The 16,905-nt window shown below is 72.1% G+C and carries 1 protein-coding gene; it reads left to right on the forward strand.

Annotated features, from left to right (window positions below):
• Positions 1 to 75 precede the first annotated feature (75 nt).
• Positions 76 to 16,860 carry a non-ribosomal peptide synthetase gene (locus EGT67_RS19345; protein ID WP_127917711.1) on the forward strand — a complete coding sequence of 5,595 codons (16,785 nt, stop codon included), beginning with the start codon at positions 76 to 78 and terminating at the stop codon, positions 16,858 to 16,860.
• Positions 16,861 to 16,905 lie beyond the last annotated feature (45 nt).

Here is a 16,905-nt window from a genome sequence, read left to right on the forward strand (position 1 = left end):
TGGGTTAGCCTATCCTAAAGTCCGACTCACAGCGTCCGTCTCGCGCGGCGCGCCACGACGGACGATCGGATTTGTATGTCTGCGGACCACTTGCCGGCTGCCCCCATGCCCGACGCGTCCGTCGCGGGTCTACCCATCACCGCGGCGCAGTCCGAGATCCTGGTCGCGCAGCAGTTGGATCCGCAGAGCACCGTCTACAACCTCTCCCTGGTCGTCGAGGCCACCGGGCCCATCGACCTGGACCGTGCGGTCGAGGCGATCCGCCGGACCGTCGGCCACGCGGAGGCGCTGCACGTCCGGTTCCGGGTCGGCGAGGACCGGACGCTGCGGCAGGTGCCGGTGCCGTCCGATGCGTGGCCGCTCGAGGTGGTCGACGTGCGCGACGCCGCCGATCCCGAGGCCGCCGCGCAGGAGTGGATGGACCGGGACATGGCGGCCGTCGTCGACGTCACCGGCGACGACGCGCTGTTCGCGCATGCGCTGCTCCGCCTCGCCGACGACCACACCCTCTGGTACCAGCGCTACCACCACAGCATCGTCGACGGCTTCGGCATCTCGCTGATCGTCGCCGACATGGTCGCGCGCTACGACGATCCCGACCTCGAGTCGAAGGCGGGAGCGTGGGCGCTGCGCGACCTGGTCGACGCCGACGTCGACTACCGCGGTTCGGCGCGGTTCGAGGCCGACCGGGACTACTGGCTCGCCCAGATCCTCGACGCGCCCGAGCCGCCGCAGATCTGCGCGGGCGGCGCCGACGCCTCGGCCACGCCCGAGTCCACGACCGTCACGATCGACGCCGCCATCGCGGACGCGCTGTACGAGTTCGCGTCCGCCGCGGGAATCCGTCGCACCAGGCTGCCGATGGCGCTGATCGTCGCCTACATGCACCGCGTCACGGGCCTGCGGGACCTCACCGTCTCGGTGCCGATGGCCGCGCGCGTCGGCCGCGCGATGCGGCGCACCCCCGGCATGGCGTCGACGATCCTGCCGGTGACGTTCCACGTGGATCCGGGCGCCACCGTCGGCGACCTCGCGCGCGCGATCGACGCGCAACTGGTGGCGACGCTGCGGCACGGGCGTTTCCGCGGCGAGGACCTCGCCCGCGAGGTGCGCGCGATCGACCCCGACCGGCGCGTGTTCGGTCCGGGCATCAACTCGATGATGTTCGAGCACGTGCTCGAGTTCGCCGGCCACCCCGCCCACATCCGCGGCTCGGTCACGGGGCCGGTCCAGGACCTCGACTTCTCGATCCAGGGCGGCGAGGACGGCGAACCGATCCGCATCGACCTGCGTGCCCCGGCCGGGCAGCGTGCGGAACTGCTGCGCCACGAGGAACGACTGGCGCACTTCGTGTCCCAGTTCCTGCGCAACCCGATGGCCGCCGTGGGTGCGCTCGAGCCGATGACCGACGACGAGCGCCGCCGCGTTCTGGTCGACTGGAACGACACCGCCGAACCCCAGCCGTCGCGCACCGTCCCGGAACTGTTCGCCGACGCCGTCCGACTGGATCCGGACGCCGAGGCTCTCGTGGCCGGCGATCGCCGACTGACGTACCGGGAGTTGTCGGAGCGCGTCGCCCAGCTGGCACACCACCTGCGCGATCGCGGTCTCCAGCCGGAAGAGGTTGTGGCCGTGGGTCTGCCGCGGTCCGCGGAGATGGTCGTCGGCCTGCTCGCGGTGCTGTGCGCGGGCGGGGCGTTCGTGCCGCTGGACCCGTCGTGGCCGCAGGAGCGCCGCGACTCCGTCCGCGCCGACGCCGCGGCCCGCCTGGTGCTCACCGGCCCGGGCGGGGTGGACGCCGGAACCGACTCGGTGCACGTCGATCTCGCCGACTGGTCACACGGCGACCAGCCGACGGACCTGCCGGACGGTGACCTCGACGGCCGCCGTCTCGCCTACGTGATCTTCACGTCCGGCTCCACCGGTCGGCCCAAGGGCGCGATGATCCGGCACGAGGCGATCTGTGCGCGCCTGTTGTGGCAGCGCGAACGCATCCTCGGGTTCGGTGCCGCCGACGCGTCGCTGTTCAAGGCGCCGCTGTCCTTCGACATCTCGGTCAACGAGATTCTGCTGCCGCTGGTGTCGGGTGGTCGGCTGATCGTCACCGAGCCGGGCGGCGAGCGCGACCCGCAGTACCTGCTCGATCTCATTGCCCGCGAGCGCGTCACGTTCGTGTACCTGGTGTCGTCGATGCTCGACGTCCTGCTGGACCTGGCCCGCGGCACCGACCTGCTGGCCGGGCTGCGGCACGTGTGGTGCGGCGGCGAGGTGCTCACCCCGGACCTGTTCGACCGGTTCCGTCGCCAGTTGTCGACGACGCTGTATCACGGGTACGGTCCGGCCGAGGCGACGATCGGTGTCTCGCACGTGATCTACCGCGACGACGCCGCCCGCATCGCGACGTCCATCGGCCGCCCCAACCCCAACACCCAGCTGTACGTTCTGGATTCGCAGTTGCGCCCGGTGCCGGAGGGCATCGGCGGCGAACTGTACGCGGGCGGCTATCTGCTGGGCCGCGGCTACGTCGGCGCGCCCGGCCTCACCGCGGCGCGCTTCGTCGCGAACCCGTTCGGCGACGACGGTTCCCGGCTGTACCGCACCGGCGACCTGGCGCGTTGGAGCGCCGACGGCACCCTCGACTTCCTCGGCCGCGCCGACAACCAGGTGAAGATCCGCGGCATGCGCCTCGAACTCGAGGACGTCGAGGCCGCGCTCGCGTCCAGCCCGGACGTTCGGCACAGCGCCGTCCTGGTCCGCAAGACCCCGGCCGGCGCGAACTACCTTGCGGCGTACGTGGTTGCGGACGGCGACGGGCAACCCTCCGTCGACGCGCTGCGGGCGTGGGCGTCGGACAAGCTGCCGGAGTACATGGTGCCGTCGGCCTTCGTCGTCCTGGACGCGTTCCCGCTCACCCCGAACGGGAAGCTGGATCGCCGGGCGCTGCCGGAGCCCGACCTGGCCGCGGCGAGCGAGCACGTCGCGCCGCGCACCGCGCTCGAGTCTGCGCTGTGCGCGATGATCGCGGAGGTGCTCGGGCTCGAGCAGGTCGGTGTCACCGACGACTTCTTCGCCCTCGGCGGCGACAGCATCGTCGCGATCGCACTCGTCAACCAGGCGCGGCGCGAGGGCTTCTCGATCAGCGCGCGCGACATCTTCCAGCTCCGGACCGCTGCTGCGCTCGCGGCCGCGGTCGACGGCCGGGTCGAGGACGCCGCGGACACCGACGACGTCGCAGTGGGCGAGATCCCGGCCACGCCCGTCGTTGCGCGCGTGTGCGCCCCCGGCACCGACGTCCGCACCTTCCACCAGTGGGTATCGGTGCAGACCCCGGCCGGGCTCGACGAGGCGACCGCGACGGCAGCCCTGCAAGCAGTCGTCGACCGGCACGATGCGCTGCGCGCGCGGTGGAATCGGGAGACCGGGACGCTCGTGGTCCCGGAGACGGCGGCGCCGGTGACGATCCACGTGTCGGACGTGTCCGGCGACGTCGACGCCGCGGTGGCCGCCGACCGGGAGATCGTGGTCGACCTGCTCGATCCCGAGTCCGGGATCATGCTGCAGGCCGCCCTGTTCCACTGCGCTGACGCCCCGGGCCGGCTGCTGCTCGTCGCGCACCACCTCGTCGTGGACGGGGTGTCGTGGCGGATCCTGCTGGAGGACTTCGCACGTGCCGCGACCGCGATCCTCGCCGGCGCCGCCGAGCCGACGACCGGCTCGGCTGGTGTCGACCTGCCGCCGGTCGGGACGTCGCTGCGCCGGTGGGCGCAACTGTCGGACGAGCGCGCCCGGTCGGGCGCGTTCGACGACGAACTCGGCTACTGGCGGTCGGTGACGGCCCCCGGCACGCTCGAGATCGGCTCGCGTGCACTCGATCCCGCCACCGACACGTGGGCCACCGCGGACACCGCGACGGTCGAGACGACCGCGGAGGTCGCCGCGCCGCTGCTCACCGAGGTGCCCGCCGCGTACCACGCTGGCGCGGGCGACGTCCTCGTCGCCGCGCTGGCGCTGGCGCTGCGCCGCTGGCGGGGCGGTGACGGCAGTGACCTCGACGTACTGGTGGACCTCGAGGGCCACGGTCGCGAGGAACACCTCGTGCGCCGGGCGGGCACCGCCCTGGACGTCTCGCGCACGGCCGGTTGGTTCACCACTGTCTACCCGGTGCGACTCGATGTCGCACCGGACGACGTCCCGTCGGCGCTCAAGTCCGTCAAGGAACAGCTCCGCCGCGTCCCGAACAACGGATTCGGTTACGGCGCACTGCGATACCTGAACAACTCCGGTGGTGACCTGGCGACCGGTACCACGCCGCCGGTGCTGTTCAACTACCTCGGCCGGGTCGCGTCCGGCGCCGGCGTCGACTGGCTTCCCACCGCGACCGGCGGTGCCAGCGACCCGGCGATGCCGATCGGACACGCCCTCACCGTCGACGTCATCGCGACCGACGGACCCGACGGGCCGACCCTGCACACCACGCTCAGCTGGGCCGACGGCGTGCTGTCGCGGGCCGAGGTCGACGAGTTCGCCGACCGCTGGCGCGCCGCGCTGCGCCAGATCGCCGCCGCCGTCGCCGACGGCGGCCACACCCCGTCCGACTTCCCGCTGGTGCCGCTGGCGCAGGTCGACGTCGACCACGTCGCGGAGGCCACGCCGACGTTGGCCGACATCCTGCCGACCACCCCGCTGCAGGACGGCATCTACTTCCACAGCGTCTACGAGCGCGACGGTGTCGCCGACACCGAACCCGACCCGTACGTGGTCCAGCAGATCGTCGAACTGACCGGCGAGGTGGACGCGGTCGCGCTGCACCGGGCGCTGCAGGGCGTCGTCGACCGGCACGCCGTGCTCCGGGCGGCGCTGCGCCCGCTCTCCGACGGCCGTGTGGTGCAGGTGGTCTCGGCGAGAGCGGACGTCCCGATGACCGTGCTCGACCTGTCCGGCGACCCGGACCGGTCGGGCACCGTCGACCGCATGCTTGCCGCGGATCGGCTGCGCGGCTTCGACTTCGAGCGTCCACCGCTCGTGCGCTACACGCTCGTCCGGACCGAACCGGCGAAGTTCCTGCTGCTGCAGTCGATCCACCACGTGGTCGCCGACGGCTGGTCGGTGCCGGTGATGCTGCGGGAGCTGATGGCGCTCTACAGCCCGTCCGGCACCCCGCTCGCGTTGCCCGCGCCGGCGCCGTACCGGAACTACCTGGGATGGCTGGCGTCGCGTGACCGCGACGCGTCGCTCGAGGTGTGGCGCCAGGCGCTCGCCTTCGCGGACGAGCCGCCCACCCTGCCCTTCGCCCCCGCCGCGGGAGCGAAGGGCGTGCGCAGCGTGGAGGTCTCGCTGTCGGACACCGCGACCGCGGCGCTGGATCGGCTGGGCCGGGACCGCGGGCTGACCGTCAGCACGCTCGTCCACGGCGCGTGGGGTCTGCTGCTGGCGCGCCTCACCGGACGCCGCGACGTGCTGTTCGGGTCGACCGTGTCGGGCCGCGGCGGCGACCTACCCGGCATCGAATCCATGGTCGGACTGTTCATCAACACGGTGCCCGCCCGGCTGCGCCTGCGCCCCGACGAGACGGCCGCGGACGTCCTGGCGCGCTGGCAGTCCGAACAGTCGGCGCTGCTCGAGCACCAGTACGTGGGGCTCGGTGAACTGCGTCGCCTCACCGGTCTGCAGGAACTCTTCGAGACGCTCGTCGTGGTCGAGAACTACCCGATCGGGAGCACGGCCATCGCGGACCCGTCCGGCACCGTGCGGCTGACCGGCATCCGGTTCGACGAACATCCGCCGTACCCGCTCACGCTCATCGCCGTGCCCGGCGACCGGTTGCGGTTCGAGGTCAAGTACGACGCCGCCCGCGTCGGCGGTGCCACCGCCGCGCAGATGGCCGACGGACTCGCCGCCCTGCTGTCGGCGCTGCCGGAGGCGATCGACCGCCCGGTCGCGGCGCTCGCGCTCGCCGGACGTCCCGCGCCGGCGCCGCGCACCGAGTTCCCGTCGACGACCGTGACCGCGCTGCTCGAGGAGCAGGCAGCGCGCACCCCCGAGGCCACGGCGGTGGTGTTCGAGGGTCGGTCGCTCACCTACCGGCAGCTGCACGAGCGGGCGAACCGGCTGGCGCACATGCTGATCGACCTCGGTGTCCGGCCGGAGGCGAAGGTGGCCGTCGCGCTGCCGCGGTCGCTCGAGCTGATGGTGGCGCTGCTCGCGGTCGGCAAGGCCGGCGGCGCCTACGTGCCCCTCGACACCGGCTACCCGGCCGAGCGGCTCGCGTACATGCTCGACGACTCGGCCCCGGTGTGCGTGCTGACGACCGCTGCGGTCGCCGCGGCCCTCCCGCAGGGCGGTGCCGAGACGATCCGGGTCGACGAGATCGACCTGGACGGCTACCCAGTCGAGCGCCCGGAGGTCGCACCGTCGCCGCAGCACCCGGCGTACGTGATCTACACGTCCGGCTCCACCGGACGGCCCAAGGGTGTCGTCGTCCCGCACGTGGGTTTGGTAAACCGCCTGCTGTGGATGCAGACGTTCCGGCCGATCCTCGGCACCGACCGCGTGCTGCAGAAGACCCCGTCGAGCTTCGACGTCTCGGTACCCGAGTTCTTCGGGCCGCTCCTGGCCGGTGCCACGCTCGTCCTCGCGCGCCCCGACGGCCACCGCGATCCGGAGTACCTGGCCGAGTTGATCGTCGACGAGCGGATCACCCGGGCCCACTTCGTGCCGTCGATGCTCGAACTGTTCCTCGCCGAGCCCAAGGCCCGCGCCTGCGCGGGGCTGCGCGTGGTCGCCGCCAGCGGGGAGGCGCTGCCGCTGTCGGTGGCACGCCGGTTCGCGGACGTGCTGCCCGGGGCTCTGCTCGACAACCTCTACGGCCCCACCGAGGCGTCGGTGGAGGTCAGCTTCGCGGCGGCCGTGCAGGACCTGCCGACCACCGCCGCGGCCGTCCCGATCGGCCTCCCGGTCTCGAACACCGGTCTGTACGTGCTGGATCCGTACCTGCAGTCCGTCGTCGACGGCGGCACGGGAGAGCTCTATCTCGCGGGCCCGCAGCTGGCGCGCGGATACCTCGGTCGGCCCGACGTCACCGCCGACCGCTTCGTCGCCGATCCGTTCGGCGCGCCCGGCGAGCGCATGTACCGCACCGGCGACATCGTGCGCCGGGGCGCAAACGGCGCGATCGAGTACCTGGGTCGGGCCGACGACCAGGTGAAGCTGCGCGGCTTCCGCATCGAGCTGGGGGAGATCGAGGCCCAGCTGGCCTCGCACCCCGAGGTGGCCCACGCGGCGGCGGTGATCCGGGAGGATATCCCCGGCCACCAGCAGCTCGTCGGCTACCTCGTCGCCGACCCCGCGCTCGACACCGAGGCTGTCCGCCGACACGTCGGAAGGGCGTTGCCGGAGTTCATGGTGCCGACCGCGCTGGTCGTGGTCGAGGCGCTGCCGCTCAGCCCGAGTGGCAAGCTCGACCGACGGGCGCTGCCCGCGCCGACCGTCCAGAACCGCACGAGCACGGACGGTTCGGCTCCGAGCGGCCGCTCCGCCGTGGTCGCCGGTCTGGTTGCCGAGGTCCTCGGCCGCGACACGGTCGGGGAGGACGACGACTTCTTCGCGCTCGGCGGCGACAGCATCCTCGCGATCCGCCTGGTGAACCTCGCTCGCCGCGAGGGCATCTCGATCACCCCGCGGCAGATCTTCGAGCAGCGCACCGCGCGGGAACTGGCGCGGCTGATCGGCGACACCGGGACATCGGCCGACGAGAGCGCGCCGACCCGCGCACCGATCACCACCACCGGCGACACCCTGCCCATGCCGGTCGTACACCGGCTCTCGGAGTGGAGCGGTGGAACGGACCGCTTCAACCAGGCCGTGCTGCTGCACAGCCCCGCCGGATCGACGGCCGAGAACATCACGACCGCACTGCAGTCCGTCCTCGACCACCACGACGGGCTGCGGCAGTGCCTGACCCGGCACGCGCCGGGGGTGTGGTCGCTGCACATCGCCGAGCGCGGCACCGTCGCGCCGTCGCTGCGCCGCGTGGACGTCAGCGGTCACGACGAAGCGCAGTTGCGTGCGGTGATCGGGACCGAGTCGGCGGCCGCGGCCGACCGCCTCGATCCTGCGTCCGGCGCGGTCGTCGAGGCCGTGTGGTTCGACGCCGGCGAGCACGATCTCGGACGCCTGCTGCTGGTCGCCCACCACCTCGTCGTCGACGGCGTCTCGTGGCGGGTGCTGCTCGAGGACCTGCCGATGGCGTGGGTGGCGGCCCGGTCCGATCTACCCGCCGCGCTCGACCCCGTCGGCACCTCGCTGAAGGAGTACGCGGAGATCGTCACCGCGCACGCCCAGCAGCCCGCCCGGCTGGGTGAACTGGCGCACTGGCGTGAGATCACCTCTTCCGGAGCCGAACTCGTGCCGTCGGCGCAGGGTGACGCCACGATCGGCACCGGATCGAGCCGCACCGTGCGACTGACTGTCGCCGACACCGAGGCCGTGCTGACCGCCGTGCCCGCGCTCGCGCACGCCGACGTCACCGACGTCCTGGTGACCGCGCTGCGCATCGCCGTGACTCGTTGGTTCGCCGAGCAGGGACGCGCGTCGGACCTGCTGGTCGATCTCGAACGGCACGGTCGCGAGGAGTTGTCGGCCGGTGTCGACCTGTCCCGCACCGTCGGCTGGTTCACCAACATCACCCCGGTGCGCCTGCCCGGCGGCAGCGACGGCGTCCAGGCACTCAAGTCGGTCAAGGAGGCGCTGCGCGCCGCGCCGAACGGCGGCATCGGCTACGGCATGCTGCGGTACACCAACGCCCGCACCGCCGGGATGCTGGCCGCGGGTGCATCGGCGCAGGTGCTGTTCAACTACCTGGGCCGGATGCCCGCCGGCCTCGTCGGGCCGTGGAGCACGGCGCCCGAAACCGACGTCCTGGCAACCGAACCCGACGCCGACATGGGCGGTCCGTACCGGCTGCTCGTCAACGCGCTGTGCGAGGACACCCCGGACGGGCCCGTGCTGAGCGCGGTGTTCGGCTGGTCCGAGCCGGACCTGTCCGCCGCGGATGCCCGCGCCCTGAGCGACGGTTGGGCGGCGGCGCTGAGCGAACTGGCCGTCCTCGCCTCGCAGCACGACGGGCCCGCCGCGCTCACCCCGTCCGACGTTCCGCTGACCGCCCTCACCCAGGGCGAGATCGACACCGTCGTCGACGCCGCTCCCACGGCCGTCGAGACCATCTGGCCGCTGTCGCCGCTGCAGGAGGGCCTGTACTTCCAGGCCGGAATCGCCGACGGCGCCGACATCTACACCGCCCAGTTCTCGCTGGACTTCGACCGGCACCTCGACCTGGAGCGACTGGCCGCCGCGATCCGCACCCTGCAGCGCCGCAACCCGACGCTGCGTGCCGGATTCGCCAGTGCCGGACTGAGCGCGCCGGTGCAGTTCGTCACCGCCGGACTCGACGTCCCGATCACCGAGGTGGACCTGCGCGACCTCGACGACGCCGCCCGGGAGGACCGGGCCGCGCAGTTGATGCTCGCGGATCGGCTCACCCCGTTCGACCTCGCGGCGCCGCCGCTGTGGCGCGCGCTGGTGCTGCGCCTCGGCGAGGACCGCGACCGCCTGGTGATCAACCGCCAGTTCCTGCTGTGGGACGGCTGGTCCAACGGCCTCGTCGTCAGCCAACTCCTCGCGCTGTACGAGACCGGTGGCGACGACACCGGATTCGTCACGCCCGACGGCGGATTCGACGACTACCTGTCCTGGCTCGCCGGCCGCGACGGTGACGCCGCCCGCGCCGCGTGGGAGCGGACGCTCTCCGGGCTCGCCGAACCGACGTTGCTGGCGCGGCGGACCGGCGCACCCGCCGGCCTGCCCGACCGCCGTGATGCGGTGCTCTCCCGCGAACTCGGCGAGCGCCTGCGTGCCCAGGCGACACGGGCGGGTGTCACGTTCAACGCGATCCTGAACGCGGCGCTCGGGCTGGTGCTCGCCGGTGCCACCGGTCGGGGCGATGTCGTGTTCGGCACGACGGTCGCCGGCCGGCCGCCGGAGGTGCCGGGAATCGATTCCGTGGTCGGCATGTTCCTCAACACCGTGCCGGTGCGGATGTCGCTGCAGCCGAACGAGTCCGTCGCCGATCTCATGCGCCGCACCCAGTCCGAGCGGCTCGAACTGATGCCGCACGACTATCTCGGCCTCGCCGCGATCCAGCGGACGAGCGAGCACCGGGAACTGTTCGACGTGCTGTACGTGCTGCAGAACTTCGTCGACGAGAACCAGGTGTCCGCGCTGCACTCCGCGCACGACATCAGCGGCGGCGACAGCATCGACCACACGCACTACCCGCTCACGGTGGTCGTCACGCCCGGCGCCGAGACCAAGGTGAAGTTCGAGTTCCACCCCGACAAGGTGGCGGCGTCGGACGCCGAACGGATGCTCGAGTCCTTCGTCGGACTCCTCGAACAGTTCGCCGGGGACCTCGACGTGCTCGTCGGCCGGACGAACACGCTCACCCCCGCCGACCGCGCCCTGCTCGCGGTCCGGCAGGTCGAGACCGATCACCCGGTGCCGGAGCGGACGATCGCGGACCTGTTCGCCGAGACCGCGCAGCGGATCCCGGACGCCACCGCGCTGGTGTTCGGCGACGTCTCCGTCGCCTACGCCGATCTCGACGCCCGGATCAACCGGATGGCGCGGGTGTTGCTCGCGCACGGCGCCGGTCCGGAGAGGATCGTCGCGCTCGCGCTGCCGCGGTCGGTGGAGACCGTCGTCGCGCTGTTCGCGGTGCTGCGGACCGGTGCCGCGTATCTGCCGCTCGAGCTGGACCACCCGGCCGAGCGTCTGGTGGGGATGCTCGACGACGCCCGCCCGGTCACGATGGTGACCACCGCGGCGGTCGCCGAAAGCCTCTCGGCGGCAACGGTCGACGCGATCGTCCTCGACGACGCGACGGTTCGCGACACGCTCGGCGCCGCCGACGGGTCCGCGCTCCCCGGCGCCGAACTCGGCGGCTTCGCGCCCGGCACCCCGGGCCGCATGGACCATCCCGCCTACGTGATCTACACGTCCGGCTCCACCGGCCGACCCAAGGGTGTCGTGACGCCGTACCGCGGCCTGACGAACATGCAGTACAACCACCGCGAGGCGATCTTCGACCCGGTCGTGCGCGGGGAGGACGGCCGCACGCTGCGCATCGCGCACACCGTGTCGTTCGCGTTCGACATGTCGTGGGAGGAGTTGCTGTGGCTCGTGGAGGGCCACGAGGTGCACATCTGCGACGAGACGCTGCGGCGGGACGCGCGGGCACTGGTCGCGTACGGCGACGAACACGAGATCGACGTCGTGAACGTGACGCCCACGTACGCGCGGCACCTCATCGAGGAGGGCCTGCTCGACGACGGTCCCGGCCGGCACCGGCCGCCGCTGGTCCTGCTCGGCGGCGAGGCCGTCTCCGATCACGTGTGGGACACGTTGCGCGACACCGACGGCACGTGCGGCTACAACCTGTACGGGCCCACCGAGTACACGATCAACACGCTCGGCGGCGGGACGATGGACAGCGCGACCCCGACGGTGGGGCGCCCGATCTGGAACACCGTCGCCCACATCCTCGACGGCTGGCTCCGGCCCGTCGCCGACGGGGTGCCCGGCGAGCTGTACATCTCCGGTGTCGGGCTCGCACGCGGCTACCTCGACCGGTTCGGACTGACCGCCGAGCGGTTCGTCGCCGACCCGATCGTGGGCGGGGGTGCGCGGATGTACCGCACCGGCGACCTCGTCCGCCGCGGCGTCGACGGCAACATCGACTTCCTCGGCCGCACCGACGATCAGGTGAAGATCCGTGGTCACCGCGTGGAACTGGGCGAGGTGGAATCCGTGCTGGCCGCGCACGACGCGGTGCGGCAGGCCGCCGTGATCGCGGACGCCGGTCCGGGCGGAATCAAGCGTCTGGTCGCCTACGTCGTGCCGGGGCGCGAGGGCGCGGCCGACGACGTTGCAGCCCACGCCCGGAAGGTGTTGCCGGACTACATGGTTCCGGTTGCGTTCCTGGCGGTCGACTCGTTGCCGATGACCGTCAACGGCAAGCTCGACGTCCGGGCGCTGCCGTCGGTGGACACGGTGCTCGGGCAGGGCAGCGGTGAGTCCCGCGCGCCGCGGGACGCCGTCGAGGAGACCCTGTGCCGCCTGTTCGGCGAGGTGCTCGAGTTGGCCGTCGACCTCGGGATCGACGACAACTTCTTCGACCTCGGCGGCCACTCGCTGCTCGCGACCCGGCTGATCAGCCGGGCACGTGCGGAACTGTCCACAGAACTGACGATGCGCGACCTGTTCGAGGCGCCCACCGTCGCCGAACTCGCGGAGCGAGTCGCGGGCCGATCCGACTCGATCCGCCCGCTCCTGGTCGCGGGGGAGCGGCCCGAGCAATTGCCGCTCTCGCCGGCGCAGCAGCGGCTCTGGCTGATCCAGCAGATCGAGAAGGACACGGCCGAGTCCGCCAGTTCGTACAACTTCCCGATCGTGCTGCGCCTGCGCGGCGACCTCGACCCGGCCGCGTTCACCGAGGCCCTCGCCGACGTCGTCGCGCGGCACGAGGTGCTGCGCACCGTGTTCGGTGACCACGACGGCGAACCGGTCCAGGTGATCCTCGCCGACGCACGTCCCGAGGTGACCGTCGTCGAGGCGGCTCCGGAGGAGGCGGCCGCGCTGGTGGCCGCCGCGGTCGGACGCCCGTTCGACCTGGCCACCGAGATTCCCGTGCGCGCCACGGTGATCCGCGTCGGTGATCGCGAGCAGGTGCTCGCCCTGGTCCTGCACCACATCGCCACCGACGAGTGGTCGGACCGGCCGTTCCTGCGTGACCTGATGGTCGCGTACGGGGCACGCACGCAGGGTGCGGAGCCGCAATGGACTCCGTTGCCGGTGCAGTACGCCGACTTCACGTTGTGGCAGCGGGCGCTGCTCGGTGACTCGTCCGACGGCGACTCGCTGATCAGCCGCCAGCTCGACTACTGGGCCGGCGTGCTCGACGACGCGCCCGAGGAACTGGTGCTGCCGGCCGACCGCACTCGACCCGCGCGACCCAGCTTCGTCGGTGGCGCAATCGAACTCGATCTCGACACCGAGACCACCGTGGCGCTGCGGGCGCTGGCCCGCGAGCACGGCGCGAGCATGTTCATGGTCCTGCATGCCGCGTCGGCCACCCTGCTGCAGCGGCTCGGTGCCGGCGACGATCTGCCGCTGGGTGCGCCGGTGGCCGGGCGGGCGGAGCCGGGGCTCGACGAGTTGGTCGGCTTCTTCGTCAACACCGTGGTGCTCCGCACCGACGTCTCCGGTGACCCGACGTTCGCGGATCTGCTGGCGCGGGTCAGGGAGCTCGACCTGGCGGCGTTCTCGCACGCCGACGTGCCGTTCGAGGCTGTCGTCGAGCGCCTCAACCCGGCGCGCACGCTGGCCCGGAATCCGCTGTTCCAGGTGATGGTCGGCTACCACAGCCGTACCGCAGACCCGGCGCCGTCGGCCGACCTGGCGCTCGCACCGGTGTCGATCGAGGAGCGCACCGCCAAGTTCGACCTGGTGTTCAACTGGACGGAGTTCCTGGACGAGGACCGCGTGCAGTTGCGCCTCGAGTACAGCGCCGACCTGTTCGACGGGGACTCCGCCGACCGCATGGCCCGCCGCCAGATCGCGGTCCTCGGGGCCGTCGCCGCGGATCCCGCGACACGGGTGTCCGACGTCGACGTGTTCCTCTCCGGCGAGCGCGACGCGGTGCTGCGCGAGTTCAACGACACCGCACGTCCGGTCGAGGAGCTGACGCTGCCACAGGCGTTCGACCGGTGGGCGCGGGAGACGCCCGACGCGGTGGCCGTCGCGGACCGGGACGGTGAGGCGACGTTCGCCGAACTCGACAAGCGTTCCCGTCGGATCTCGGCGGTGCTCGCGGCGCGCGGGGTCCGCACCGAAAGCGTGGTGGGCCTGGCCGTTCCGCGTTCGATCGACATGGTGGCGTCGGTGCTCGCAGTGCTGCGCCTGGGCGCGGCGTACCTGCCGCTCGACCTGACCCACCCCGAGGACCGCATCTCGTACATGCTCGAGGACTCCGGTGCCGGGATCCTGCTGACGACGTCGTCGGAGTCGGCGCGCATCGCCGCGGCGGGCCTCGAGCGGGTCCTGCTCGACGATCCCCTCGTGATCGCCGAAACCTACGGTCGCGCAACCGACGGACTGCCGACGCCGCCGGCCGGACTCGACCACGCCGCGTACGTGATCTACACCTCGGGCTCGACGGGACGGCCCAAGGGCGCGGTGCTGCCGCACGAGGGCATCATGAGCCTGGTCGCCACGGCCGAGGACCGGATGAAGCTGACGACCGGATCGGTGGTCATGCAGTTCGCGTCCGTCGGCTTCGACGTCGCGGTGTTCGAGTTGTCGATGGCGCTGTGCACCGGTTCGACGCTGGTGATCATCCCGGAGGAGGCGCGGGTCGCCGGTCCGGAACTCACCGACTTCATGCACGAACGGAACGTCACGCACGCGATCCTGCCGCCGTCGCTCATGGCCGCGCTGCCGCCGGGATGCCTGGTGCCGGAGGGCTGCACGGTCCTCGTCGGCACCGAGACGGTGCCGCCGGACCTGATCGGGCGGTGGGCCGAGCGGCTGAATCTGCTGGCCGCGTACGGATTGACCGAGGCGACCGTCAACAACACCCTGTGGCAGGCACAGCCGGGGTGGACGCAGTCGGTGCCCATCGGCATCCCCGACCCCAACGAGCAGGCGTTCGTGCTCGACGACCTCCTGCGCCCGGTGCCTCCGGGCGTGCCGGGCGAGTTGTACATCGCCGGGCGCGGTCTGGCCCGCGGCTACCTCGGCAGGCCGGCGCTCACGGCGGGCCGGTTCGTCGCCAATCCGTTCGGCCCCGGACGCATGTACCGCACCGGTGACCGTGCGCGGTGGCGCACCGACGGGAACATCGACTTCCTGGGTCGCGTCGACGACCAGGTGAAGATCCGCGGATTCCGCATCGAACTCGGCGAGATCATCGCCGCCCTCGCCGGCCACCCGCAGGTCAGCCACGCCGCGGTGGTGGCCGACCGCGAGGGCGGCATCACCCGCCTGGTCGGTTACGTGTCGCCGGAGTTCGTCGACAGAGCGGACGCCACCCACACCGTGGATGCGGCGGAGGTCCGCGCGCACGCCGCGCAGACGCTGCCGGACTACATGGTGCCGACGATGGTCGTGGTGCTGCCCGGCGCGCTGCCGCTCACCCCGAACGGCAAGCTCGACCGCAAGGCGTTGCCCGCGCCGGACTGGTCGGCGCTCGCCGGCGACGGCAGCCCGCGCGACGACGTCGAAACCGAACTGTGCGAGCTCTTCTCGGAGATCCTGCACCTGCCGGCGGTCGGCATCCACGACGGTTTCTTCGACCTGGGTGGGCACTCGATGGCGTCGATGAAGCTCGTCGGACGGGTCCGCGCCGTGTTCGGGTGCGACATCACGATCCGCGACGTGTTCGACGCCCCGACGGTGGCCGAACTGGCCGACGTCGTCCGGCGCGCCGAGAACCCGGCGCGGCCGGCGCTGGTGGCGACCGCGGCCACCGCTCCCGTTCCGCAGGCCCCGGTCCAGCGACTGCACTGGCTGCGTCACCGCGCCGCCGGGGCGTCCGCGCGCGCCGACCACGCGCTGGCGCTGCAACTGCGCGAGCGCATCGATCCCGAGGTGCTGGCGCGGGCGCTCGACGACGTCGTCGACCGGCACGTGCCGCTGCGGACCGTGTTCGCCCCGGACGGTTCCGAGGTGTTCGCCTCCGATGGTCCGCGGCCGGGCGTCGACGTGATCGACGTCGGCGACGACGATCTGCACCGGCGGGCCTACGAGTTGGCGCAGTTGCGGATCGACCTCACCGGGGAGGCTCCGCTGCGCGTGCACCTGGTGAGCGACGACGCCGGACGTCAGGTGCTGCTGCTCACGATGCACTACCTCGCGGTGGACGAATGGTCGGTCGTGCCCCTGCTCGGAGACCTGTTGTCGGCCTACGCGTCCCGCACCGGGGGTAGCGAGCCGTCGTGGGAGCCGCTCGCGGTGGAGTACCCGGACTACGTGCGCTGGCAGCAGCAGTTGCTCGGCGACCCGGCCGATTCGTCGAGCCGGCACACCCACCAGCTCGAGTACTGGCGGAACAGGCTGTCCAACATGCCCTCCCGGCTGCACCTTCCCGCCCCGGCGGGGGTGCGGGAGCCGCGGCGCGAGATGGTGCCGATCGTGATCGACGCCGACCTGCACGACGGGATCGACCGGCTCGCCGTCCGTACCGGGACGAGCATGTTCATGATCCTGCAGGCGGCGTTGGCCACGCTGCTGACGCGGAGCGGTGCGGGCACCGACATCCCGATCGGTTCGCTCGTCGCGGGCCGGACCGAGGACGCGCTCGCCCCGATGATCGGGTGCTTCTTCAACGTCGTCGTGATGCGGACCGACACGAGCGGGGACCCGGACTTCGAGGAACTGCTCGCCCGCATCCGCACCTCCAATCTGGAGGCGCTCGATCACCAGGACGTCGGATTCGCCTATGTCGCAGCCGAACTCGGCGGCGGCGTCCGCTATCCGCAGGTGATGCTGGTCCACCACGAGCAGGCGCGCTTCGATGCGCTCGAGGGGGTGCTCGACGGCTTCCTGCCGGTGCCGGTCGGGCTGCCGTCGGCGGAGCTGACCCTCAGCTTCTACGAGCCGGTCGGGTCGGGTCCGGTGCACGCCTACTTCGAGTTCTCCACCGGTGCGCTCGACCGCGACGCGGTCGTGGGGTGGGCGCGGGAGCTGTCGTCGCTGGTGGCGTCGGTCGTGAACGGGGAGGTGTGGCCCGCGGCGGATCGGCTGTGACGAGTCACACGCCGACCCCGGTATCGGTAGGCTCCCCTAATGAGG

It is taken from the genome of Prescottella agglutinans (assembly GCF_004011865.1).
GTDB classification, from domain to species: domain Bacteria; phylum Actinomycetota; class Actinomycetes; order Mycobacteriales; family Mycobacteriaceae; genus Prescottella; species Prescottella agglutinans.

Excerpts from the sequence above, each read along its gene's own strand:
- EGT67_RS19345 (WP_127917711.1), top strand. The coding sequence starts at position 76 with ATGTCTGCGGACCACTTGCCGGCTGCCCCCATGCCCGACGCGTCCGTC.